Raw genomic sequence first — 23,142 nt, 5'->3', positions numbered from 1 at the left:
TTCCTCTTTCTGCCGGAATGATGTCTCCGGCGGCAGCCGGAACGACGCGACCATAGCGACTCGGCGGGCGCGGTCGCCCGTCCGCTGGACGAATCTTGCAGAGGACCGCGGGAACCCGCACCCCGGGCCACGGAGTCGTTGGCGGAATCTGCACAACTTGCGTCGGAATCTGCGATGCGACCGGAGTCACATGCCGGTTAACGTTTCGGCACGCCATCGACAACCGCACGTTCACCTGGAGGTGACATGGCGCGCATCGCCTATCTGGTCTCGAGCGCGAGGGAGATCGAGCTCGCCGACGGCAGCCGTCATCCCACGGGCTACTTCGCCGAGGAAGCCGTGAAGCCTTACGAACGGTTCATCGCTGCCGGGGCCGAGGTGGTCGTGCTGACCCCCGACGGCCGTCCGCCGCTGGCCGACCCGTACGGGCTGGAACACTTCTTCCACTATCCCGAGGAGGACCAGGACTTCTTCGCTTCGGTCACCCGGACCTTCCACCACGATCCGGACGACATCCGGGTCACCCTGCACCAGACCACCGAACTGGACCTCGTCGCGGCGCGGCGGATCGTCGCCCGGTTGACGGCTCGCGGCTTCACTCCGGCTGAAGCGCACGCCTTGGTGAGCAAGGCCGCCAAGATCGCCTGGCAGGAGGATCGCCGGCTGGGTGCGGTGATGGTGTCCGAGGGGCTCGACGGCGGGCTGTCCGCAGGCGAGGTCCAGGCCGCGGTCGACGAGCTGAATGCCGCCGCACAGGAGCTGGCCACCGAGCGGAAAGCCCGGCTGGACGCCATTCCCGGCTTCCGCGAGCCGACCGCGCTCTCGTTGCTGAGCGACGAGGACTTGGCCGGATTCGACGCGGTGTTCACTCCCGGCGGGCACGGGCCGATGGTCGACCTCGCCGACAACCCGGACGTGCGCCGCCTTTTGGCGGTACTGCACGGGAAGCAGGCCCCGATCGCCGCACTGTGCCACGGGCCGGCCCTCCTGCTGTCCGCACCGGACCGCGAAGACGGGCAGTGGCTGTTCGACGGATACCGCCTCACCTGTTTCACCGACGAGGAGGAGGACCAGACGGTGCCCGGCAAGCTCGGGCTGCCCTGGTACGTCGACACCGCCTTGAAGAACGCGGGCGCGGTGTTCGACGACGGCCCCGCGGCCTGGATCTCGCACGTGGTCGTGGACCGGAACCTGATCACCGGCCAGAACCCGGCGTCCACCGAGGCGACCGCGGACGCGCTGCTGAAGGCGGTGTCGCTGCGATGAGGCTGTTCACCCGCAGGGCCGCGCGCCACGAGGAGGAAAAGGAGCAGGAACCGATGACGACTGCGACCACCACAACCACCACTCCTGCGCAGACGGTGACGGCGTTCCTCGCCGCGTTCGAGCTGGGTGACATCGCTGCCGCGCTGTCCGTTGTGGACGCATCGGCGCGCGTGAGCATGTACGCGACCGGCCTGCGCGGCGCCGGGAAAGCCGAACTGGGCGAGTTCCTGACAGACACTGCGGTGGCATTCCCCGATCTGCGGCTGACCGTCCGCCGCACGATCGAGACGGGACCCGTCGTCACGGTCGAGCTCAAGCTCGAGGGCACTCAGGCGGCCGACTACCTCGGCGCGATCAACCAGGAGAAGCACCTCGATGTGGACCAGGCGTGGCGGTTCACCGTCGACGGCGATCGCATCACCGGAGTGGACGCCTATTGGTGCCAGAACCAGCTGTACCGGCGCCTCGCGGTGAAGCGTCTCGACCAGATCTCGCTCGTCTGAGGAGGGGAACCGATGACCACCACCGAATCCCGGCCGACCGCGGCCGCGTCCGAGGCCCTGGTGCGGGAGTTCTTCGACGCCTATCGCAGGCAGGACGTCGGCGCCATGACCGACCTGTGCGCCGACAACGCCGACTTTTCCTACATTCCTTACGAAGTGTGGGGCAAGCAGCGGGTGCTGCGCGGTGACGGCAAGGTCAAGACCGTCGGCAAGACCATCTGGACCGGGTTGATCAATTCGTTCCCGGACCTGACCAACGTCGTGCACTCGGTGGATGCCAACGAAGCCGGCGACGTGGTGGTGACGTGCGACATCGGCGGCACCCAGCAACTGGCCTGGGGGTTCGCCGAACCGCGGGGCAAGGTGTACTCGGAGCCGCACCTGTTCGTGTTCCACGTGGACGACGCCGGTGAGATCGACCGCATCAGCGCCTACTGGGACGGGGCCAGCACCAACCGGCAACTCGGCCACCTCGAAGTCGACTGAGAAGGGAAGCAGCACCGATGGCTCTGCTGAAGCGTGAAGAATGGCAGCAGTACGTCCGCGACGTGAACTGGACCTACAGCTACGTGGACGACGAGGCGGTCTACCCCGAGTGGCACAGCGGCACCGGCAAGGTGCCGCGCAGCGCGTGGCTGAAGTGGGAAGAGGACTACAAGGTCACCTACCCCGAATACGTGGCGACCCAGCGGGAGAAGGAGTCCTCCGCCTACGCGGTGAAGGCGGCCCTGCAACGTTCGACCACCTTCGACCACCTCGACGAGGGCTGGAAGTCGTCCACCAAGATGCACTTCGGCGGCGTCGCGCTCGTCGAGTACGCGGCGGTGCTCGGCGAGCTGAAGATGGCCCGCTTCGGGCTCAACGCCGCCTGGCGCAACATGGCCACCTTCGGCCAGCTCGACGAGCTGCGGCACGCGCAGATCACCACGTTCTTCGGGCACGAGTTCGTGAAGAAGGACCCGCAGTACGACTGGACCCAGAAGACGTTCCACATGGACAACTGGGTGCCGATTTCGCTGCGCAACCTGTTCGACGGCATGATGATCGCGCCGAACGTGGTGGACCTGGCGATCGCGCTGCCGTTCACCTTCGAGACCGGGTTCACCAACCTCCAGTTCGTCGCGCTGTCGGCCGACGCGCTCGAGGCGGGCGACGTGAACTTCGCCAACATGATCTCCTCGATCCAGACCGACGAGGCTCGCCACTCCCAGCAGGGCGGCCCGACGATGGAGATCCTCGTCGAGCACGACCCGGTCCGCGCCCAGTGGATCATCGACAAGAACTTCTGGGGCTCGGCCCGCGCGTTCGCGGCGCTGACCGGACCGGCGATGGACTACTACACCCCGCTCGAACACCGGAAACAGTCCTACCGGGAGTTCATGGAGGAGTGGATCATCGACCAGTTCATCCACACCATCGAGGACTACGGCCTGAAGAAGCCGTGGTTCTGGGACGAATTCATGCGGGGGCTGGACACCTGGCACCACGGGCTCCACATGGGACTGTGGTTCTGGCGGCCGACGTTGTGGTGGCGCCCGAAGGCCGCCGTGAGCAAGGACGAGCGCGACTGGCTGCGCGAGAAGTACCCCACCTGGGAGAAGGTCTACGGCGACAAGTGGGACGTGATCATCGACAACATCAACAACAACAACGTCGAGGCCACACTCCCCGAGACGCTGCCGTGGCTGTGCAGCATGTGCAACCTGCCGTGCTGCAACGCGGTCCAGGCCCGCAACGGCCGCTGGCGCGTGCCGGAGTGGTCGCTGACCTATGACGGCAAGACCTACCAGTTCTGCAGCAACGCCTGCCGGCAGATCTGGTGGAAGGACCGCGACAACGTCAACCACGAGACCCTGATCGATCGGTTCCTCGCCGGGCAGATCCAGCCGATGGACGTGGGCGGCATTCTCGCGCACATGGGCCTCACCCCGGAGGTCATGGGCGACGACCCCGACTACGAGGCGTGGACCAAAGACTACGTCGGACGCCCGGCGACGGGCATCGCCGCGGTGGCCGCGCCGGCCGGACAGGCGGGTGCGTGATGACCGAGACGATCGAGCGCGGGATCGAGGACCAAGCGCCGCAGCTGGTGCCGGTGAACGCGATCTTCGCGACGGACTTCGTGCAGATTCTCGTGCCGGTCACCACGGCCGACACGATGCGCGAGGTCGCCGCGGCGGTGGCGCATCACGTCGAGGGCAAGCGCGTGCGGGCCCTGCCGTACGAGAAGGCCGTGTTCTACCACGGCCGCCGGCTGCCGCCGGAGATGACCGTGGCCGAGGCAGGATTCCAGCCACTCGAACACGTGCGGGTCGAGTACGACGTTCCGGAGGGAGCACAGTGAAGAATCCGGTGGGCCCCATCCTGCGGATGGGCGACGAGGTGGAACAGGTCATCGCGGCCATCGAGGACGACAACCCGGCCACGGAGATCGAGGTCATCGACCGCGGCTCGTACGTGCGGGTGCAGGGTGAGGACCGCGTCGTGCTGACCCAGGACACCCTGCGGGAGTACCTCGGCCACGACTTCGAGATCCGCTCGCTCGGAGCGATGATGTCGAGCTTCGCCGGCCGCGTCATCACCACGAGCGACTCGATCGTGTGGGAACGCATCTCGGCCCGTCGCGAGGCGACGGCCGGGGAAGGAGTGCCGGCATGACCACCTCCCAGCCGCGCAAGAGCCGGCCGCGCAAGACATTCAGCGCCTTCGGCGACATCCGCCGGATGCCCTCGGACTACGAGGTCGTCACGCACGCCCAGAACTGGACGATGCGCAAGAACCGCACGAGCGCCTTCGAGCAGAACCCCTCGTCGCCGCCCAACCTGTGGTTCCTGACCTACCGCGACCACTCGCCGCTGCAGGTCGAGGACTGGGACCAGTTCCGCGATCCCGACGCGCTGACCTACCGCACATACGTGGGGCTGCAGGCAGAGGCGGAGACGAAGACCGGCGGTGTGCTGGAGCAGTACGCGGAGGCCGATGCGGACGCGACGCTGAGCCCCGGCCAGGTCTCCCTGCTGACCAAGATCTTCACGCCGTCGAGGTATCTGCTGCACGGCATGCAGCAGATCGAGGCCTACCTCGGATACCTGGCGCCGACGTCGTACGTTACCAATACCGCGGGTTTCGCCACAGCCGACTATCTGCGGCGCGTGACACTCATCGCCTACCGCACTCGTGAACTGGAGCTGGCGCACCCCGATTCCGGCGCCGGTGCCGCCGATCGCGGTGTGTGGGAACGCCACGAGGCGTGGCAGCCCGCGCGGAAGGCGATCGAGAAGGCCCTCGTGACCTACGACTGGGGCGAGGCGTTCACCGCTTTCAACCTGGTGCTCGCCCCGACCCTCGACGACGTGCTCCTCCGGCAGTTCAAGGAGGTCTCGCGCGACAACGGCGACCAGGAGTCCTGGCTGCTCTCGTCCTACCTCGAAGAGGACAGCGCGCGGCGGGCCCGATGGAGCGGCGCGCTGGCGCGGTTCACCCTGGAGCACCGGCCCGAGAACGACGCGGTGCTGCGCCGGTGGATCGACCGGTGGGCACCGATCGCCGACGCCGCGGCGGCCGGCCTCGGCACGCTGCTCGAGACTCTGCCCGCGCGCGGTCGCAGCGCCGTGGAGGTCGAGTCCGGCGCCCGTGCGAAGCGTGAGGAGTTCCTCACCGGGATCTTCTCCGGCGCGGACGCGAGCACCGGAACGGAGCGTGCGGGACGGTGAGCAGCACGATGACCGGACAATGGCAGCAGACGCTGCACATCGACGACCTCTGGGAAGGCGAGATGGAGGCCGTCGAGGTCGGCGGCGAGAAAGTGCTGCTGATCAATGTGGACGGTGAGGTGCGTGCCTACCGCAACCGGTGCCCGCACCAGGCGTGGGCGCTCGACGAAGGTGACTTCGACGGCGAGACGCTCACCTGCGTCCGGCACATGTGGGTGTTCGACGCCCGCAGCGGTTCCGGGGTCAACCCGGACAACTGCCGGCTGAACTCGTTTCCGTGCAAGGTGGACGAGGACGGAACGATCCTGGTGGACGTCGGATGAGCACCCGCAGGTGCGTGCTCGTCGGAGGCGGGGTGGCGGCCGCGTCGGCCGCCGCCTCCCTCCGCAAGCGCGGCTACGACGGTGAGGTCGTGCTAGTCGGCGACGAACCGGTCGTGCCGTACGAGCGGCCGCCGCTGTCGAAGGATTTCCTCCTCGGGGGCACGCAGCTGCCGGATCTGCGCCCACAAGCCCCCGAGTGGTACGAGACCGAGCAGATCGAGCTGCGGCTGGGCACCCGGGTGATGGCCGTCGACGCCGGCGCCAAGAGCGTCACGCTGTCCACAGGGGACCGGCTGGGTTACGACGACCTCGTCCTGGCGACCGGGGTGCGGGCGCGCCGGCTGCCGGGGTTCGACGGGGATGGCGTGCACTACCTGCGGACTGCGGCCGACGCGGCCCGGCTGCGCGAAGAGCTTGCGGCGGCCGACCGGATCGCCGTCCTGGGCGCCGGCTTCGTCGGCTGTGAAGTGGCCGCCGCGGCGGCCACACTCGGCAAGCAGGTCACCGTGTTCGAACCGGAGCCGGTCCCGCTAGCCCGCGCGCTCGGCACGGCGATCGGCACGGTGCTCATGGACATCCACCGTGAGCACCGGGTCGGGATCCGGGCGGGGGAGTACGTGACGAGCTTCGAACGCGGGCCCGGCGGGTTCGTGCTGACCACGAGCCGCGGGGAGCGCGCCGAGGCCGACGTGATGGTGGTCGGTGTCGGTTCGCAGCCGAACGTGGAGCTGGCCGAAGCGGCCGGCCTGGCGGTCGACGGCGGGATCGTGGTCGACGAGTACGGGCGGACGTCGGCTCCGCACGTGTACGCGGCAGGTGATGCGGTCCTCCAGCACCATCCGCGGTACGGCAAGCACATCCGGGTGGAGCACCACGACACGGCGGTGCGCCAGGGAGCGCACGTCGCGGCCACGGTGGCGGGCGAGCCGGAGCCCTTCGAGGAGGCGCACTGGTTCTGGTCCGACCAGTACGAGCACAGTCTCCAGTCCACCGGCCGCATGGCCGGGCTCGACACCGTGGTGTTGCGCGGCACCCTGGCGGAGCGGAGCTTCTCGGCCTTTTCGCTGGTAGACGGCCGTATTCAGGGCGTGATCTCGCTCAACCGGCCCCGCGACGTGCTCGAGGTCCGCCGGGTGCTGTTCGCTCCGCACGAGGTCACCGCCGAGCAGCTCGCGGACGAGTCCGTGCCGCTCAAACGATTGTTCCCGCGCGCGAAACCCGCCCGCGCGCACTGACCGTTCCGCGAGGCTCCGGGAGACAGGGAGAAGGACATGACGACGCTTGCCGTGCTGGAGACAGTCCAGGCTCAGGCCCGGGTACCGGCGGAGGAGGCGCGTTCGGCGCTGGAGAAGGTCCGTGGTCTGCGGGCCGGCGAAGCGCTGGCGAAGCTGCGGTTCGGCCCCGGCCGCACGTGCGAGCCGGTGGCTCGCGTGCTCGACCGCGCTCTGGTCGACGCAGCGGACAGCGGGCTCGGTGCCGATCAGCTGGTGGTGGCCGGTGGCAGCGCCGAGCCGGCCGAGCCGATCGTCCGGGTCCGTCGCAAGGCCCACGGCAAGGCCGACTGGATCTCGAATCCGACCGCCGACGTACGGGTCGAACTGCAGCCGCTCGGTGTGTGGGAAACCCGGACGCCGGAGACCACCGAACCGGAGGCGCCCGTCGCGGTTCCCGCCACCGGGGTGTCGGGAGCACTGGCGACCGAAGTCCGTGAGGCGCTGAAGGACGTGCTCGACCCCGATCTCGGCGTGAACGTGGTGGATCTCGGTTTCGTCCGCGGAGTCGAGGTCGACGAGCACGGGTTCGCGGTGCTGACCATGACCCTGACCTCGCCGGCATGTCCCCTGACCGGAGTCATGGAGGATCAGGTCCGCACCCGGCTGCTGGAGGAGACCTCACTGGTCACCGGGTTCCGGATCGAGTGGGTGTGGCTGCCGACGTGGCGCCCCGCGGACATCAGCGAGGAAGGCCGGGAGCAGCTCCGGGCGATCGGCTTCACCCGATTTTGATCGAAGGGAAGACACCAGATGGCCTACGTAGTGCTCGCGACGTGGATCGCCAAGCCGGGCGAAGCCGACGCGATCCGGAAGATCCTCGAAACCGTGACCCCGGGCAACCGAGCCGAGGAGAAGGTGCTGGCGTTCCAGGCCCACGTCAGCAGGCACGACCCGAACGTCTTTGTCCTGTACGAAAAGTACACCGACGCTTCCGGCTACCTCGACCATCGCGAGACCGAGGCGTTCAAGACCCACGTGCTTGGCGACGCGATCCCCCGGCTGGCCGACCGGACGGTTCAGGAGTTCGAGACGATCGAGTGATCGGAGGAAGGCGAACCGGGTGATCAGAGTAGAAGGATCTGCCATCCAGCGTACTTCGCGAGTATGATCTGAACCCTTAGACGGCAGTGACGCCGCCTCATGTCGGCGGCTCAGTGAGGCGGGAGGCTGACATGGTGCGGTCGGTTCCGCCCTTGGAGGACCGGTTGACCCCCGGTGACCTCGTTGCGGAGCTGGCGGACCGCGCCCCGGACATCGGCGGCAACGTAGGTCTGTGGCCGGGGCTCACGATCTACCGGTTCCATGAGCCGGCCGCCCCCACCTGGGAGGAAGTGCAGTCGCTGTCGCTGTGCGTGGTCAGCCAGGGCCGCAAGTGCGTGACCGTGGACGACGAGCCGTACTTCTACGACCCGTTCAAGTATCTCGTCCTCAACAGCCATCTTCACTTCCAGGCAGAGATTCTCGAGGCGAGCTCGGCAAAGCCGTTTCTCTCCTTCGTCCTGCAGATCGATCCCGTCATCGTCCGCAAAGTGTCGGTGGAGATGCTCGAGCAGCGGCGCAGCGAGATGCTCGCCGAAGCGACACCGAAGCCATCGACGGCGTTCGTGTCGGCTTTGGATGCCGGTCTCATGAGCTCGGTGATCCGCTTCCTGAGGGCGTTGACGACCGGACCCGACCGCCGGATCCTCGCGCCGGCGTACCTGCAGGAGATGGTCTACCGCGTTCTGCAGGCCGAGCAGTACGAGCGGCTCCTGGAGATCGCCGCCAGCCAGCAGAACCACGATCCGATCGCCCGTGTGATCGCCTACCTCCACGAGAACCTGGCCGAGCCGGTCACGGTGGCGGATCTGGCCGAGCAGGTCGCGATGAGCCCCTCGACGTTCACTGCCCTTTTCCGGCAGAGCACTGGCAAGTCTCCGTACCAATTCGTGAAGGAGATGCGCCTGACCCGGGCTCGGGATCTTCTCGTGCGAGGCAACGGCACGGTCGCCTCCGTGTCCCGGGCCGTGGGCTACCCCCATGCTTCGCACTTCATCAACGAGTTTCGTCGCCGCTTCGGGCTTTCACCCCGTGCCTACTGCGACTTGACCGTCCTGCGCAGCGAGCTTGGGCACCGACAGGAAGTCGCGCCGCAGTAAGCATTTCGATTTCGGCGCAGCTGAGTTGTGGATGCCGACGGCCGAAGATGCCTGGCTCCCGGGGCGTGCCTCGGCAGCTGGCTCGCCGATCTCGGCGGCGGCGTCGAGGGGCCGCCCGGGTCGGCTGCATGTCCTGATGGGTAACCGCTGGTTTGCCGGTGCGTGCCCGCCGTCCACAACTCGTTAACTGAATCGTGACAGAGAGGCGAGGCCTGGGTAAAGGACCTCACCGAAGCTGTCCGTATGACAGATGCCGAGGTACCGCCGAAGAGCGCCAAACGAGCCCGGACCTCGACGGGGCGTGAGCTGGTCGAGCTCGCAGCCTTGTTCATCGCCACGGGGGTCGCCGACCTGTTCGTCAGCACGTTGTCGCACAACCGCGTCGGGCCGGTCGTGCTGTTCGCGCTGGGCGGGCTCCTGATCGCCGCCGTCGTGTGGGGCCGGTGGGTGCACCGTCCGCGACGGGACCCGGCGCGCGGCACCGGGGACGAACATCCGCCGAGGACCGGGATGGCGTGGCGAGTCCGCGCCACCGTGCGCGACGTGCCCGGGAGCCTGGCGGGAGTGACCGCGGCCCTGGCCGCGCACCGCTTCGACATCGTCTCGTTGCAAGTGCTTGCGGTACCCGACGGCGTGGTGGACGAGTTCCTCGTCAGCACGCCGGAGTCCGTGACCGCGGCGGAGATAGCCGAGGTGACCGAGCTGGGCGGCGGCCGGGACGTCCGGGTCGTGCCGGCGGACGTGCACGAGTTCGTCGACCTGCCGACCCGCTTGCTGACGATCGCGGCTCGGACGGCCGGGCAGGAAGCCGGCCTTGCTCAGCTGTTCCGGGCGGTGCTGGGCGATTGCGCCGTCGAACGGACATCCGCTGGGCGCCGCGGAAAGACGCTGGGGGAGGGGATCGACGGCACGACCATGAGGTTGGTGGACAGCGACAGCGGCGTAGTGGTGACGCGGCCCCTGCTGCCGTTCACGTCGGCGGAATTCGCCAGGGCCGAAGCCGCTCTCGACCTCCAACGTCGTCTCGCTGGGACAGCGGTCACCATCGCGGATTCGGCCCCGGAACCCGGCAGTTCTTCGCACCCACCCTCCTCACGAACTCGGTGAACCGCGCTGCTGCGGAGGTGATCTGTTCGCCGTATCGGTCGCGTCGCGGTTCGGCCGATCAGTCGTCGCCCTCGTCGTGGCGCGGGATGCGTCGATACAAATAGGCGGTGGTGGCTTCTACTCCTGTGGGTGCAGGACGACGCGGCCGAACGGCCGGCGCTCGGCGAATGCCGCGGCATGGCTGCGCGCGGCCGAGATGACCTCGTTGAGCGAGCCCAGGTCCTGGGGGCCGTCGTGGCGCCGGCCGTTGACGACGAACGTCGGGGTTCCGGCCACGCCGCTGAGGTCGGCGGACTCGACGTCCAGGTCGACGTTGGCGGCGAACCGCCGTTGCCAGAGGTCTTCTCGAAACCGGTCGACGTCCAGGCCGAGTTCGTGGGCGAACGCGACGATGGTCTCGATGCCCAGGTGGGTCTGGTTGGTGAGCAGCAGCGGGGCAGCAGGGTGCGGTATCCGGCGACGGCAGTGCCGAGGGCGTGGTCGTCGCGTTCGGCTGGACTCCGCGGGTAAGCAGCACCGGACGGGGTGGGTGAGTCCGGAGAGCTGATCGCTGGCGCAGTGAAAGGGACAAGGCGACCGGAGAGGAACCCCGCCCGCGGACGGGGTTCCTCTCCACTGAAGGGTTTCGAATCAGGGGCGGCGAACGCCACCCTGCGGGAGTGCCGGGATGCCCGCGGTGCGCATCACCTCCTGCGCGTCCGGGGGCCAGTTCCCGTCGGCGACCTTCACATTGCCATTGAGCACGTTGTTGTGCGGTGCGCCGGTCGCGACCTGGGTGGCGCCGGCGTTGTACCAGTTGCCGGTGAACGTGTTGTCGTTGGTGTTGTTGGTGGAACTGGCATTGGTGAAGGCCCAGACTCCCGCGTCCTGGATCACGTTGTTCCGAAGGCTCACGTACCGCGAGCCCTCGTCCAGGTACAGGCCGACGGTGTTGTGGTTGTCGTAGACGTAGTTCCGGTCGATCACGGCGCCCGGGTTGGCGGAGAGGTTGTAGATGCTGCCGCCGTCGTGGAAGACCTTCTTGGTCCCGTGCACCAGGTTGTAGCGGACCACGGTGTCCCTCAGCGTGGTCGGCGTCGTGTACACCGGCTGGTAGGCGTACAGGCCGCGGTTGCGGTAGTCCTGGCTGCCACCGGGGTCGTTGGCGCCCCAGCCCCAGCCGACGTCGATGCCGTCGTAGGCCAGGTCGGACACTTCGTTGTGCTCGATCACCGCGTGGGTGACGTAGGTGCTGAGGATGCCTGCCATGTCCTTGTAGTCCTTGGCGACGTCGGTGACGAGGTTCCCGGTGATGGTGACGTCCTCGTTGGTCATCGCCGGGTTGCCCGGGTGGTGCGCGTCGGGCCGCACGCCGCCGACGACGATGCCGGAACCGGCGTCGTCGGTGAAGGTGTTGCCGTGCACGGTGATTCCGGACACGCCGAGGCCGACGCCGCTCGCGTGGGCGTTGGCGTCGTTGCCGATGCCGAGGGCGACCTGGCCCAGGTGGGCGAAGGTGTTGTCCTCGAACGAGATGCTGTTCGCCGCCGACACCTGGACGGCGGCGGGAACCTGCTGCCAGCTGTTGCGCGCCGCCTCGAACTGGGGGCAGCCGATCTGGCACGAGGTCAGGAAGTCGGCGGGCTGGGGGAATGCCGAGGCGATGAACGTGCCGCTCTGCTGGTCGGCGTAGCCGATCGACGTGCCGGGCTGCAGCCAGGTGGTGTGCGCGAAGGCGAGCCCGCGGAACGCGATGTCGTGGACGGGGTGGTCGTAGGTCCCGCTCAGCTGGAGCAACGAGGTCAGGCTGGGCAGTTCGACGTCCTTGCCGGCGGGTGACTGTCCCGGTGCGGCCTTGTAGTACAGCTTTCCGGCGTCCGGGTCGAGGTACCACTGCCCGGTCTGCAGGAAGGTGTAGGAGTTCTCCAGCAGCAGGGTGCCGCCCGCGAAGGGGCGGGCGAGGGTGTCGTAACCCCAGTTGTTGTTGTTCCACGCCGGTTGCTGCATGGTGATGGTGGTGCCGGTGATGCTCTGCACGGGCGCGTAGCGGTCGGTGAAGGAGTTCTGGCTCTCCACCTCGATCCGGTTCTGCGCGGGCAGTCCGGCCAGGTGGTTCAACGCCGGGTTGACGATGGTCAGGCCGGTCTCCGTGACCTTGACGTCGGTCCGGGCGATAGTGATCGCGGCGCGGGGCGCGGCGGCGCCGTCGACGTAGAGCTGCCGCGAGTCCACGCCCTTCGGCACGTCGGCGACGTAGACGTTCGCTGCCGGGTCGTGCAGCCGCCAGCCCGTCACGGCTTGGCCCCCGGAAAGGACCGGCCGCTGGCCGGGGCGGGCTTGCCAGGTGATGGTGTGGCCGCCCCGCCCGGAGTCCTCGGCGGTGAACTTCAACGGAGTGCTCAGCCGGTACGTGCCGCCCGCGAGTTCGACGTGGACGTCCGCTCGCGCGGACAGCGTGCGGGCGAGCTGCTGGGCGTGCTGGAGGGTGGCGAGCGGGCGGACGGCGGTGCCGGGGTTGTGATCGTTGCCGTGGGGTGCGACAACGATCGTGAAGGCGGGGAGCCTGGCTGCCTGGGCCGGCACGGCGGCGATTGCCGTGACGCCGGCGGCGACTGCCAGTGCCGCCAGCATCCTTCCGATGGGATGACGCATGATCGTCCTCCTTGAGGATCGTGCGGTGGGGAAATCCGGGAGCGGGTTCAGCGGCCGAGCCAGCCGCCGTCGACGGGGACCAGTGCGCCGTGCACGTAGTCCGATGCCGCGGACGCCAGGAAGACGGCGACACCGCCGAAGTCTTCGGGCCGGGCCCAGCGGCCGGCCGGGATGCGGTCGAGGATCGCGGCGAAGCGACCGGGATCCGCGCGCAGCGCCGCGGTGTTGTCGGTTTCGACGTAACCGGGGACGATCGCGTTGACGTTCACGCCGCCGCCCGCCCATTCGTTGGCCAGGGCACGGGTGAGACCGGCGATGCCGGACTTCGCCGCGGCGTACCCGGGGACGTTGATGCCGCCCTGGAAGCTCAGCAGCGACGCGGTGAACACGATCTTGCCCCGCCCGCGGGCGAGCATGTGCCTGCCGACCTCCCGGGTGAGGGTGAACTGGCTGGTGAGGTCGACGGTGAGCACCCGGTCCCAGTCGGCGTCGGAGTGTTCGGCGGCCGGGGCCCGGGCGATGGTGCCGGCGTTGTTGACCAGGATGTCCACCGGACGCTCGAGCCCGGCGAGGGTGTTCGCGAGCTCCGCGACGGCGGCCCGGTCGCCGAAGTCGGCGCTCAAGGCGGTGCAGGTGCGGCCGAGCGCGGTCACGCGTTTTTCGACCTCGCTGCCCGAAGGCTCTTGCCGGGCGCTGACGGCCACGATGTCGGCGCCGGCGGCGGCCAGTGCCTCGGCGATGCCGAGGCCGATCCCCCGGCGGGCGCCCGTGACCACCGCCAGCCGGCCGGTCAGGTCGAACGGGGAACGCGGGGTCATCGCGTCTCCCCGTAAGCGCGACAGTCGACGAGGACCTTCATCACGCCCTCGCCGCCTTCGAGCGCGGCGAACGCGTCGGCGGCCCGCTCGAGGGGTTCGGTCCGCGAAATCAGCGCGGCGGCCGGGATCGCACCCTCGCCGAGCAGCCCGACCGCGGCGGTGAAGTCGTCGCGGTCATACAGCCGGGCGCCGACCAGGGTCAGTTCACGCCAGAAGAACCGGTGCAGGTCCACCGGCCGGGGCACCGGGTGGATGGCTACCTGGACCAGCCGCCCCCTTGTGGCCAGCGCGCCGACCGCCGTCGCCACGCCCGCCTCGGCGCCGGACACCTCGAACGCCACCGCGACGCCGGCCCCGCCGGTCTGCCGGTCGACGGTGGCGGAGAAGTCTTCGGCACGCGGGTCGAGCGGGGTCAGGCTGAGGCCTTCGGCGACCGAGCGGCGGAACGGGTCCGGCTCGGCCAGCAGGACGGCCGCTCCGGACCGGCGCGCGACGATCGCGATGAGCAGCCCGATCGGCCCGCCGCCGACCACCAGCACCCGCTCGCCTGCCCGCAGGTCCGCCCGCCGGACGTCGTGCACGGCCACGGCGACGGGCTCGACCAGCGCGGCGTGGTCGAGCCGGAGGTCGTAGGGCAGGCGGACCAGCGTTTCGGCGGGGACCGTCCAGCTGGTCTGCATCGACCCCGGCGCGTCGATGCCGAGGAACACCAGGCGGTGGCAGACGTGGGTGTGCCCGGTCCGGCAGGCGGGGCACTCGCCGCACCACCGCAGCGGCATGACCGTCACGGCGTCGCCGGGCCGCCAGCCTTCGACGCCGGTGCCGAGCTCGGCGACCCGTCCGGACATCTCGTGCCCGAGCACGCCGGGCGGCTGGACGCGGCCGTCCATGTCTCCGTGGTAGATGTGCAGGTCGGTGCCGCAGATCCCGGTGTAGGCCACGTCGATCCGGACGTGGCCGGGTGGCGGCGGCACGGGGTCCGCCCCCTCGACGACCAGGCTCCGGCGGCCGGAGTAGGCGACCCGCCGGGTGGGCGGGCTCTGCGGTGGCGCGGTCATGGCGTGTCCTTTCGTGCTGCTGCGCGGGCGAGGTAGGTCCGCTCGGCGTTGTCGTGGAGGACGGCGTCGGCGGGGTGCCCGTCGAGGGCGGCGTGGACGATGTCCAGCCACGCCTGGTGGTCGGTGGCGAGCGTCATGACCGGCCAGTCGCTGCCGTACAGGCACCGATCGGGCCCGAAGGCGGCCAGGGCTTCCCGCAGCGCGTCGACCACCGCGGAACGGCCGGTGCCCGGGGAGGTCTCCGTCGCCAGGCTTGAAAGCTTGCACCGCACGTTGCCGTGCCGGGCAAGCCGCCGCAGTTCCTGCCGCCACCGGTCGTACCCCGGCCCGCCGGGCGACGGCTTGCCGAGGTGGTCCAGGACGAGGGTGGTCTCCGGGCAGGCTTCGGCCAGTGCGGTCAGCTCGGGCAGCTGGTGCGCGCGGACGCAGGCGTCGAACGGAAGTCCTGCTTCTCCCAGCGCACGGACCCCCGCGCGGAAGTCCGGCCGCTCGAGGAAACCCGGGGCTTCGTCCTGCACGTTGCGCCGCACCCCGACCACGAACGGGTCTCCCGCGTAACGGCTCGTCGCCCCGGGATGTTCGAGGTCGGCATGCGCGATGATCCCGCGGATCCACGGGTGCTCGCCGGCTTCGCGCCGGATCCACGCGACCTCGGCGGCGGCGTCCGCCGACGTCCGTCCCGCTTCGACCGCGATCACGGCACCGCGGCCGGGGAAGCCGGCCGGGGTGAACGGCCGGTGCAGCGGGGCGATGTCGTCGAGCCACGGGTAGCGCAGCCGCCGTGGGTCCCAGAAGTGCACGTGGGCGTCGAGGATCGCGGTCACGCCGTCCCTCCCGGGTTCTGGTTCTCCGGTCGTCCGTTGGGCCACGAGCGGTCACGGACGGGCGCGAGGCACTCCTCGACCGCGCGCAGCAAGTCCTCGTCGACCGGTTCGCCGATCCAGCGGACGTCCCGGCGCACCTCCTCGGGGTCCGCCGCGCCGACCAGCGTCGATGCGAATCCGCCGGTCTCGACCGCGAACCGCAGGGCGACGCGCGCGAGGTCCTCGCCGCGGGCCCGGCACAGTTCGGCGGCCCGCGCGCACTGCCGGAGGACCTCCGCGGGCGCGGGGTGCCAGGACGGCGCCCCGCCGTTGGTGAGCGCCCCCATCGACAGCGGGGACGCGTTGATCACGGCCGTGCCGTGGCGGGCGAACCGCTCCCGCCACGCGGCGAGCCGCCGGTTCTGCAGCGTGTACTGGCAGTACGAGAGCACGGCGTCGACCGGCGTGCGTTCGACGACGTGGGCGAGCGCGGGCAACGGGAAGCCCGAGACGCCCACGGCACCGACCAGACCGGTCTCCTGCAGGGCGCGCAGAGCGGGGATCGTTTCACGCACGACCTGGGCGAGGTCACCGAACTCGATGTCGTGGCACAGGACGAGGTCGAGGTGGCCGGTCCCCAGCCGGTCGAGGCTTTCGTGCACGCTGCGGGTGACCCGGCGGGCGGAGAAGTCGAAGTCGGTGTCGCCGTACCGGCCGACCTTGGTGGCGAGCACGTAGGCCGACCGCTCCACGTCACGCAATGCCTTGCCCAGCACGGTTTCCGCGACCGTGCGCCCGTAGTACGGGGAGACGTCGAAGAACGTGATGCCGAGCTCGAGTGCGGTGTGGACGGCGTCGATGCCTCGGGGATCCCGGCCGAGCGGGGCGGCTCCGAAACCGAGTTCGGAGACCTCGAGCCCGGTGCCGCCGAGTGGTCCTCGCTTCACGCGTCACGCCCGTCGAACGGGGTGGCGTAGGACGCGGTCCGGGCCCGCAGGGCGAGCCGCAGGGTCAGGCGGATCCGGGTCGAGCGGGGCAGCTCCACCCGCAGCCACGGGCCGTCGACGGCGAGGGACGTGGTCGTCACCACCGGTTCGCCGTGGCCGTAGTCGTAGAGGTCGCCGATCCACGACGGGTCCTCGCACGCCGTGTACTCCACGCCGCGGATGTGGTGCTCGGCGAACGCGCCGGCCTGGACGATCACCGACCGCGGCACCTCCGGGTCCAGGTTGACCAGCTCGACGACTGTCGCCTCGGGGTCGATGGCGGACACCAGCGCCGCCACCGAGGGGGGCAGGCCGGGGCGTCGCGCGGCCGCGTCGTAGTAGCGGACGCGGGCCTGCTGCAACCCGCCGTTGTAGACGACCTGCGGACCGCCCCAGGTGAGCTGGACGAGCGCCTCGGTGACCACCGGGTTGGACTGCTGCCACAGGTGGATGTCGGCCTCGGGGACGGGACGGCCGCGGTGGCGCTCCATGCGGGTCAGCCGGTGCCGCACCTGGGCCTGGGCGGCGGCGAGGATCCGTTCCGGGTAGTCCGGGTTGTCGCCGGCGAGGTAGGCGTACCACGGCTCTTCGTGCCCGGCCTCCTCCTTGCTGCGGAACGGTCGCACGGTCCGCCAGTCGTGGCCGCCCGCCGCGCGCAACCGCTCGAGGCGGGCGCGGTCCTCCGGTGCGCCCGAGTGGTGCCACAGCGCGACCGGGACGCCCATCAGCATCGGGTTGTAGTCGAACCAGCCGCGGTCGTCGTACCGGAAAGGCACGTGCAGCGTCGGCGTTTCCACGTCTTCGCGCAGCTGCACCGTCCACTTGGTGGCGAGGCTGGAATCCGCTTCGGTGAACGCCATCACCTTGCCGTGGGCGATGATTTCGTCCAGCGCCGGGCGCACGAGGTCGGTGTGGGAGTCGTCGCCGGTGGCGAGGGCGGCCGCCAGTGCGGCGACGACGGCGGCGTGCCCGACGCTGTACCAGCCGTGCGGCCAGGACCAGCCGTAGTGCCCGCCGTACCAGCGTCCCTCCAGCAGGCCGCCGACGGTGCCGTCGGGCGCGACGTTGTCGGGCAGGATGCCGTTGTTCGCCGTCGCACGTTCCCGCCACGCGCCGACGTACTCGGCGAGCCAGTCGCGATAGCGCTCTTCGCCGGACAGCAGCCACGCGTTGCCGACCAGCCCGGCCGCGGCCAGGTTGACCGCGGTGTCCCCGGTGCCCGTCCGCCGCCGCATCTCCTCGCCCAGCCGGGGGTCCCGGTCCCGGGGCGGCTCCGGTGCGTCCGGCGGCAGCAGCCACTCGAGCGGGAAGCCGTACATCGCGGCTTCCTTGGCCAGCCACGGGTACGTAGCGCCGTCGAAGAGCCCTTCGCGCGCCGGATCGCTGCCGTTGTGGGGACGGCGGATGATGCGGTGCGCGGGGTCGTAGTTGCCGTGGGCCGGGTCGACGTAGAGCTCCGCGAACCGCAGCGCGCGCTCCCGCCACCGCTCGGGTGCGGCCATGCAGAGGAAGTACAGCAGCAGCAGGCTTTCGCCCTGGTGGAACCAGTCGTAGCCGCGCTCGTACTCGTCGTCGAGCATGCCCAGCTCGGTCAGCTGACGGGTGACGCCCTCCCAGTGCCGCTCGGACTCGGCGAGCAGGTCGTCGGCGCCGCCGAGCAGGTAGAGCTGCGGCCAGTTGAAGAACGTCTCGTAGAAGTCGTCGACGCCGTCGCGGGTGGTGAGGACGTCGTCGTAGGCCAGCCGTCCGTCCGGGCCGGTGAAGTCACGGGCGAACTGTCGCCACGCGCGGTCGAGCAGGGCGAACAGCTCTCGCTGCGCGATCGCCCATCCCGGGGGCTCGAGCAGGGGTACCGAGGCCGTGATGGCGGGGTGCATGGCTACTCCTTGGTCGCGCCGGCCAGCATCCCGGCGACCAGGAAACGCTGGGAGAACAGGAAAACCACGAGGACCGGGGTGATCGCCAGCAGGGTGGCGAGCGCGAGTTCCGGCCGCTGCACCGCCGCGGTGCCGACGGTCGGGTTGAACTGCGGCACCGCGTTCAGCAACGTGCCCAGGCCCACCTGGACCGGGAACTGGTCGCTCTGCGGCAGCAGGACGTAGGGCAGGAAGTAGTTGGTCCAGTTGGCCACGAAGCTGAAGAAGCCGACGAGGGCGACGATCGGCGTCGCCAGTGGCAGGGCGACGTGGCGGAACACGCCGAACGACGTGCAGCCGTCGAGCTTCGCCGCCGCGATCAGATCGCGGGGCACCGCGGTGCTGAAGTAGATGTAGGTCAAGTACACGCCGAAGGGGTAGAACGAGTACGGCAGGATGACCGACCACATCGAGCCGATCAGGTGCACGGCGTTCACCTCGAGGAACAGCGGCACGACGAGGGTGGCGTTCGGCATCAGCATGACCACGAGCGTCGCGACGAGCAGCGTGCGCCGGCCGCGGAACTCGGTCATCGCGAGCGCGTAACCGGCGGGGATCGCCACGCACAGCGTGATCACGAGGGCGACGAACGAATACACCGCGGAATTGCCGAGCCAGCGGAAGATCGCGTTGTCCCCGAACGAGGTCAGCGCGGTCCAGTTGTCGGCCAGCGCCCGCCACGAGCCGAACGACAGCGGGTTGCCGTGCACGAGCTGGTCGTCGGTCTTCGTCGCCGCCAGCACGAGCCACAGCACCGGGAGCACGAAGAAGACGAGGAACAGCACGAGAACCAGGGCCGACAGCGGGTTCGGCAGCTTCTTGGCGCCGCGCCGCCGGGGCGGTACGGCACGCGCGCGGGCCGGTGCGGTCGCCGAGGTGGGAACGTGGGTGTCAGTCGGCATCGAAGAACCCCGATCGTGCGACGAACACGCCGGCGACGACGAGTCCGACCAGCAGCAGTTCCACCGAGATGGCCGCGGCGGTGTTCACGTTGTTGTTCTGGAAGGCGAAGTCGTAGGACAGCTGGTTGAGCGAGTAGTCGTGCCCGGCCACGCCGACGCTCGCCTGCGACAGCAGCTGCGGTTCGACGAACAGCTGCGTGCCGCCGGCGAACGCCAGGATGACCATGTACACGATCCACTTGCGCAGCAAGGGGATCTGGATCCGCCACGCCGTCTGCCACACGCCGGCGCCATCGATCCGGGCCGCCTCCAGCAGGTCGGGGGAGATGTTGTTGAGGGCGCCGTACATCACGACGATCCAGCCGCCCGCCCCGGTCCAGAACGCGATCAGGGTGAACAGCACGGGGAGGTGGTCCGGCGCGACGACCTGGCCGAACGTGTCGAAGCCGAGCGCGCGCAGCAGCGAGCTGACCGGGCTCACCGACGGGTCCAGCATGAACAGCCACACCAGCACGCTGGCGGCCCCGGCCAGCGCGCCCGGGATGTAGTACAGGAAACGCAGGGTCTTGCCGACTGCGTCCGCGGTCAGGCGGTGCAGCACCAGGGCCAGCCCCACCACGAACACGACCAGCGAAACCAGCCAGAACACCAGGTACAGCGCGACGTGCCCGACGGCGGCGAAGTACCGGAAGTCGGTGGCGGCTTCGACGAAGTTGGCCAGGCCGGCGAAGTTGTCGCCCGCGTCGGTGAACGCGAAGTACACCGCGTACACCGTGGGGACGACGCCGAACGCGATCAGCAGGACGACGTAGGCGGCGACGAAGAGGTGGCCGGACCGGCCCGGCCAGAACACCCGCCGCCGGGGCGTGGTCCTGGCCGTCCGGGTGGCCGGGGCGGCGGTCGTCATCGGGTGACCTCGTACCCGTTCGACTTCGCGTAGTTGGTGATCGCGGTCTGCCACTCCGGCAGCATCGACTCGATCGTCTTGCCCGCGGTCAGTCCGGGCGTGACGGTCGCGGCCCAGATCGCCTCCTGGCTGAACTGCCCGTAACCCCATCCGCGCCACACCTGCGGGGCGGCCGCCGTCAGCGGCGCGCCGACGTCGTTGGCGTAGTACTTGCCGGAGGACTGCTTCGCCAGCCAGGTCTTGGCTGCCGGGGCGTAGGCGGGGTAGCCGGGGGAGACGGTGCCCTGGTAGTCGTCCGAGGTGGTGACCCAGGTGAGGAAGTCGGTGGCGTCCTTGAGGTTGGCGCTGTGGGCCGACAGCAGCCAGGTGCCGCCGCCGACGTTGCCGACCGAGGGGGCCGGGTCGCCCGCCCACTGCGGCAGCGGGGCCGCGGCGATCTGCCCGGCGGGGGTCTTGAACGACTCCTGGAACACCGATCCGCCGAACCACGACGGTCCGGGCATCATGAGGATCTTGTCCGCGGAGTTCTTGGCGAAGTCGGAGCTGAACACGCTGCTGGTCGCCATCGTCCGGTTCTTGACGAGCGTGTCGAGCAAGGAGGCCATCCGGGTGCAGTTCGGGCTCGTCGTGTCGACCTTGACCGACTTCGGGCCGGTGATGTCGTTGGCGCCGCACTTGCTCGCCCAGAAGTAGATCTCCGGGGTGAAGTTGTCGCCTGCCGTGCCCACGAGGTAGCCCGGGTGCTCGGAGGCGACCCGCTGTCCCAGCGCCTGGTACTCCTCCCAGGTCTTCGGGACCTGGTAGCCCCACGACCGCATCAGCGGCGCGTTGTACCAGAGGACGGTCTGGGCGAGATCGTTGCGCAAGCAGTACAACGTGCCCTCGACCGTGCACGGGTCGTTGGCGCCGGCGGTCCAGCCGCTCAGGGTGGCTTCCGGGATCTGTCCCTTGTTCAGCGGCGCCGTGAACCCCGCCGGCACCGCCCAGGTCGTCTCGTTGTTCTGCGAGCTGAACACCACGTCCGGCCAGCCGCTGCGGGTCCGGTTGAACAGGCCCACTTTGGTCTGCAGGTAGTTCGAGCCGTTGGCGTCCCCGTCGTAGGTGACGATGTCCAGCTGCACCGACGGGTGCTGCTTCTGGTACAGCTGCGCGGCCGGCAGCCGCGTCGAGTCGACCCAGACGGTGATCTTCCCGCCCGTCTGCTCCACCGGCCGGAACCCGCCCTGGGCGCCGCTGTCACTTCCGCCGTTTCCGCAGGCCGTGACCCCGGCGAGGGCGGCCACGACACCGAGAACCAGCCCTGCGTACCGCCGGCGCGCGGATGCGCCTCTGGTTCCGGTAGCGCGCGCATGAACTGTCATGAGGTACTCCACTCCATCGTGGCCCCGAGATGTGTACGACACATATTCGCCGAGCGATCGCTCGGTGGCACCATCACAGCTGGCAGGGGCGACGTCGTCAAGAGGTGAAGACCGAATTTCTTTGACTGTCTGCTGCGTGCAGCGAAAATGAGTCCTACACATTGGCCTTGTCGGCATCGCGATGTATGGTCCCTACGGGCAGTGGTGAGTCCTACGGAAGGAGACCAGCGGGTGGATGAGATGGCCGCATCAGGCGAACCCGGACCGGCCGGCGGCGGCCCGGCCGCGAACGGGGCGGCCTCCTACCGGCCGGGGTACGAACTCGTCGCCGAACAGATCCTGCAGCTGATCGCCGAACTCAAGCTGCGGGCCGGGGACCGCATGCCCACGGAGAACGAGCTCGCCGCCCGCCTGGGCACCTCGCGCACGGTCGTACGGGAGGCAATCAAGATCCTCTCCGCGATCGGTCGGGTGCGGGCCCAGAAGGGCCGCGGCCTCTACGTGGCCGACGACGAGGGAATGCTGGGCTCGTCGCGCTGGTCGGGGTTCTTCCTGCCCACCGATTTGGACCACGTCTACATGCTGTTCGAGTTCCGCCGCGTCCAGGAGATGACGGCCAGCAGGCTCGCCGCCACCCGGGCCACCCCGGTCGAGCTCCGGTCGATCGAGGCGGCCGCCGAGACCTGCCGTCAGGGACACCTGACCGGCGAGGTGGCGTTGTTCGACCGCGGCGACGACGACTTCCACCTCGGCATCGCGGCGGCGTCCCACAACCAGTTCCTCCTCGCCGCGGTCCGCGAAGCCCGGCGCCTGCAGCACCAGTCCAGCACCATCGGGCTGCACGGCACGGTCGGCGGGCACGCGGCGGAGGCGATCGAGGAACACGCGGCGATCTACGAGGCCATCCGCGACGGCGACCCGGAAGCGGCCGCCCGAGCCGCCGCGGTGCACCTCGACAACACCCTCGAGGACTACCGCCGCGAGATCCAGCGGCGCCTTTTCGGCTGACGCCAAGCCGTTCCGCGGCACCACATGTCCATTGTGGGCAGTCGAGTCGCCGATGACGGTGACCATGGCGTCAGGCCCTCGGGCCTGCTCACGCGGCGCAGCAGCCGGACGTGTCCCAGGATGTCATCTCAGCTATCCCGCTGAGCAGCGAAGTCACGCAACAGCCAAGTTCTCGCGGACATGGCCGAGGACGGGGCGTTGCCCGCGCCCACGTGGTCGGTGTCTCGCTGGGCGGCATGGCGGCGCAACTGGTCGCCGCGGAGCACCCCATCGCGGGTCCTGTCGCTGACCTCGATCATGTCTTCTACTGGCAACCCCGCACTTTCCCCGCCGAACACCGAGGTGCTGACCGCGCTGACCTCGCCCGCGCCCGCGCCCGAGCCGGCGGATGAAGACGCCTTTACGGCGCACGCCCTGGCGCCCGCCGT

At 69.6% G+C, this 23,142-nt stretch carries 24 protein-coding genes; 14 read left to right on the top strand and 10 right to left on the bottom strand.

Annotation, left to right across the window (positions count from 1 at the left end; translation table 11 throughout):
• Positions 1-246: 246 nt before the first annotated feature.
• The 13 genes from ABFJ78_RS24285 (at position 247) to ABFJ78_RS24225 (ending at position 10,324) form a co-directional block, all read left to right on the top strand.
• On the top strand, positions 247-1,266 hold the full coding sequence (locus ABFJ78_RS24285; protein WP_436388647.1) for a DJ-1/PfpI family protein: 1,020 nt from the start codon (positions 247-249) through the stop codon (positions 1,264-1,266).
• A 53-nt stretch (positions 1,267-1,319) separates the two neighbouring features.
• Positions 1,320-1,769: a nuclear transport factor 2 family protein gene (locus tag ABFJ78_RS24280; protein ID WP_436388646.1), complete on the top strand. Its 450-nt coding sequence runs from the start codon at positions 1,320-1,322 to the stop codon at positions 1,767-1,769.
• A 12-nt stretch (positions 1,770-1,781) separates the two neighbouring features.
• On the top strand, positions 1,782-2,255 hold the full coding sequence (locus ABFJ78_RS24275) for a nuclear transport factor 2 family protein (protein ID WP_436388645.1): 474 nt from the start codon (positions 1,782-1,784) through the stop codon (positions 2,253-2,255).
• Between the two features lie 17 nt (positions 2,256-2,272).
• Complete coding sequence (locus ABFJ78_RS24270; protein WP_436388644.1) at positions 2,273-3,811, top strand: toluene monooxygenase; 1,539 nt, start codon at positions 2,273-2,275, stop codon at positions 3,809-3,811.
• Entirely contained in the window at positions 3,811-4,113 is a 303-nt protein-coding gene (locus ABFJ78_RS24265) for a toluene-4-monooxygenase system B family protein (protein ID WP_436388643.1), read from the top strand. Before ABFJ78_RS24270 ends, ABFJ78_RS24265 begins: the two co-directional genes overlap by 1 nt.
• Positions 4,110-4,427, top strand: a complete 318-nt coding sequence (locus ABFJ78_RS24260; protein ID WP_436388642.1) for an MmoB/DmpM family protein — start codon at positions 4,110-4,112, stop codon at positions 4,425-4,427. The genes ABFJ78_RS24265 and ABFJ78_RS24260 overlap by 4 nt, the downstream gene beginning before the upstream one ends.
• Positions 4,424-5,482 carry a toluene hydroxylase gene (locus ABFJ78_RS24255; protein WP_436388641.1) on the top strand — a complete coding sequence of 353 codons (1,059 nt, stop codon included), beginning with the start codon at positions 4,424-4,426 and terminating at the stop codon, positions 5,480-5,482. Before ABFJ78_RS24260 ends, ABFJ78_RS24255 begins: the two co-directional genes overlap by 4 nt.
• Positions 5,479-5,805: a Rieske 2Fe-2S domain-containing protein gene (locus ABFJ78_RS24250; RefSeq protein WP_436388640.1), complete on the top strand. Its 327-nt coding sequence runs from the start codon at positions 5,479-5,481 to the stop codon at positions 5,803-5,805. Before ABFJ78_RS24255 ends, ABFJ78_RS24250 begins: the two co-directional genes overlap by 4 nt.
• Positions 5,802-7,040 carry an NAD(P)/FAD-dependent oxidoreductase gene (locus tag ABFJ78_RS24245; protein WP_436388639.1) on the top strand — a complete coding sequence of 413 codons (1,239 nt, stop codon included), beginning with the start codon at positions 5,802-5,804 and terminating at the stop codon, positions 7,038-7,040. The genes ABFJ78_RS24250 and ABFJ78_RS24245 overlap by 4 nt, the downstream gene beginning before the upstream one ends.
• Positions 7,041-7,076: 36 nt before the next feature.
• A complete protein-coding gene (locus tag ABFJ78_RS24240; RefSeq protein ID WP_436388638.1) occupies positions 7,077-7,811 on the top strand; it encodes an iron-sulfur cluster assembly protein in 735 nt (244 codons plus the stop codon).
• A gap of 18 nt (positions 7,812-7,829) precedes the next feature.
• Positions 7,830-8,120: a putative quinol monooxygenase gene (locus ABFJ78_RS24235; RefSeq protein ID WP_436388637.1), complete on the top strand. Its 291-nt coding sequence runs from the start codon at positions 7,830-7,832 to the stop codon at positions 8,118-8,120.
• 131 nt (positions 8,121-8,251) lie between these two features.
• Positions 8,252-9,217, top strand: a complete 966-nt coding sequence (locus ABFJ78_RS24230) for an AraC family transcriptional regulator N-terminal domain-containing protein (RefSeq protein WP_436388636.1) — start codon at positions 8,252-8,254, stop codon at positions 9,215-9,217.
• Positions 9,218-9,460: 243 nt separating this feature from the next.
• Positions 9,461-10,324, top strand: a complete 864-nt coding sequence (locus ABFJ78_RS24225) for an ACT domain-containing protein (RefSeq protein WP_436388635.1) — start codon at positions 9,461-9,463, stop codon at positions 10,322-10,324.
• Between the two features lie 117 nt (positions 10,325-10,441).
• On the opposite strand, the gene ABFJ78_RS24220 is transcribed toward ABFJ78_RS24225, so the two are convergent.
• The 10 genes from ABFJ78_RS24220 to ABFJ78_RS24175 form a co-directional block, all read right to left on the bottom strand.
• Positions 10,442-10,717, bottom strand: a complete 276-nt coding sequence (locus ABFJ78_RS24220; RefSeq protein ID WP_436389008.1) for a DsbA family protein — start codon at positions 10,715-10,717, stop codon at positions 10,442-10,444.
• Between the two features lie 237 nt (positions 10,718-10,954).
• Positions 10,955-12,955 carry a right-handed parallel beta-helix repeat-containing protein gene (locus ABFJ78_RS24215; RefSeq protein WP_436388634.1) on the bottom strand — a complete coding sequence of 667 codons (2,001 nt, stop codon included), beginning with the start codon at positions 12,953-12,955 and terminating at the stop codon, positions 10,955-10,957.
• Positions 12,956-13,002: 47 nt separating this feature from the next.
• Positions 13,003-13,773 (bottom strand): SDR family oxidoreductase, encoded by a 771-nt coding sequence (locus tag ABFJ78_RS24210; RefSeq protein WP_436388633.1) that lies wholly within the window; start codon positions 13,771-13,773, stop codon positions 13,003-13,005.
• Entirely contained in the window at positions 13,770-14,831 is a 1,062-nt protein-coding gene (locus tag ABFJ78_RS24205) for a zinc-dependent alcohol dehydrogenase (RefSeq protein ID WP_436388632.1), read from the bottom strand. Before ABFJ78_RS24205 ends, ABFJ78_RS24210 begins: the two co-directional genes overlap by 4 nt.
• A complete protein-coding gene (locus ABFJ78_RS24200; protein ID WP_436388631.1) occupies positions 14,828-15,655 on the bottom strand; it encodes an amidohydrolase family protein in 828 nt (275 codons plus the stop codon). Before ABFJ78_RS24200 ends, ABFJ78_RS24205 begins: the two co-directional genes overlap by 4 nt.
• Positions 15,652-16,581, bottom strand: coding sequence for an aldo/keto reductase (locus tag ABFJ78_RS24195; protein WP_436388630.1), 930 nt, complete (start codon positions 16,579-16,581; stop codon positions 15,652-15,654). The genes ABFJ78_RS24200 and ABFJ78_RS24195 overlap by 4 nt, the downstream gene beginning before the upstream one ends.
• On the bottom strand, positions 16,578-18,497 hold the full coding sequence (locus ABFJ78_RS24190; RefSeq protein ID WP_436388629.1) for a hypothetical protein: 1,920 nt from the start codon (positions 18,495-18,497) through the stop codon (positions 16,578-16,580). Before ABFJ78_RS24190 ends, ABFJ78_RS24195 begins: the two co-directional genes overlap by 4 nt.
• A gap of 2 nt (positions 18,498-18,499) precedes the next feature.
• Complete coding sequence (locus ABFJ78_RS24185; RefSeq protein ID WP_436388628.1) at positions 18,500-19,438, bottom strand: carbohydrate ABC transporter permease; 939 nt, start codon at positions 19,436-19,438, stop codon at positions 18,500-18,502.
• A complete protein-coding gene (locus tag ABFJ78_RS24180; protein WP_436388627.1) occupies positions 19,428-20,345 on the bottom strand; it encodes a carbohydrate ABC transporter permease in 918 nt (305 codons plus the stop codon). The genes ABFJ78_RS24185 and ABFJ78_RS24180 overlap by 11 nt, the downstream gene beginning before the upstream one ends.
• Positions 20,342-21,553, bottom strand: a complete 1,212-nt coding sequence (locus ABFJ78_RS24175; protein ID WP_436388626.1) for an ABC transporter substrate-binding protein — start codon at positions 21,551-21,553, stop codon at positions 20,342-20,344. The genes ABFJ78_RS24180 and ABFJ78_RS24175 overlap by 4 nt, the downstream gene beginning before the upstream one ends.
• 393 nt (positions 21,554-21,946) lie before the next feature.
• On the opposite strand from ABFJ78_RS24175, the gene ABFJ78_RS24170 reads away from it, so the two are divergent.
• Positions 21,947-22,714, top strand: a complete 768-nt coding sequence (locus ABFJ78_RS24170; RefSeq protein ID WP_436389006.1) for a FadR/GntR family transcriptional regulator — start codon at positions 21,947-21,949, stop codon at positions 22,712-22,714.
• The last annotated feature ends 428 nt before the right edge of the window (positions 22,715-23,142 follow it).

This window comes from Amycolatopsis sp. MEPSY49 (assembly GCF_051337345.1).
GTDB lineage: Bacteria > Actinomycetota > Actinomycetes > Mycobacteriales > Pseudonocardiaceae > Amycolatopsis.
The sequence above is the reverse complement of the archived record's forward strand: the minus strand, read 5'-3'. Positions and strand labels throughout refer to the sequence as shown.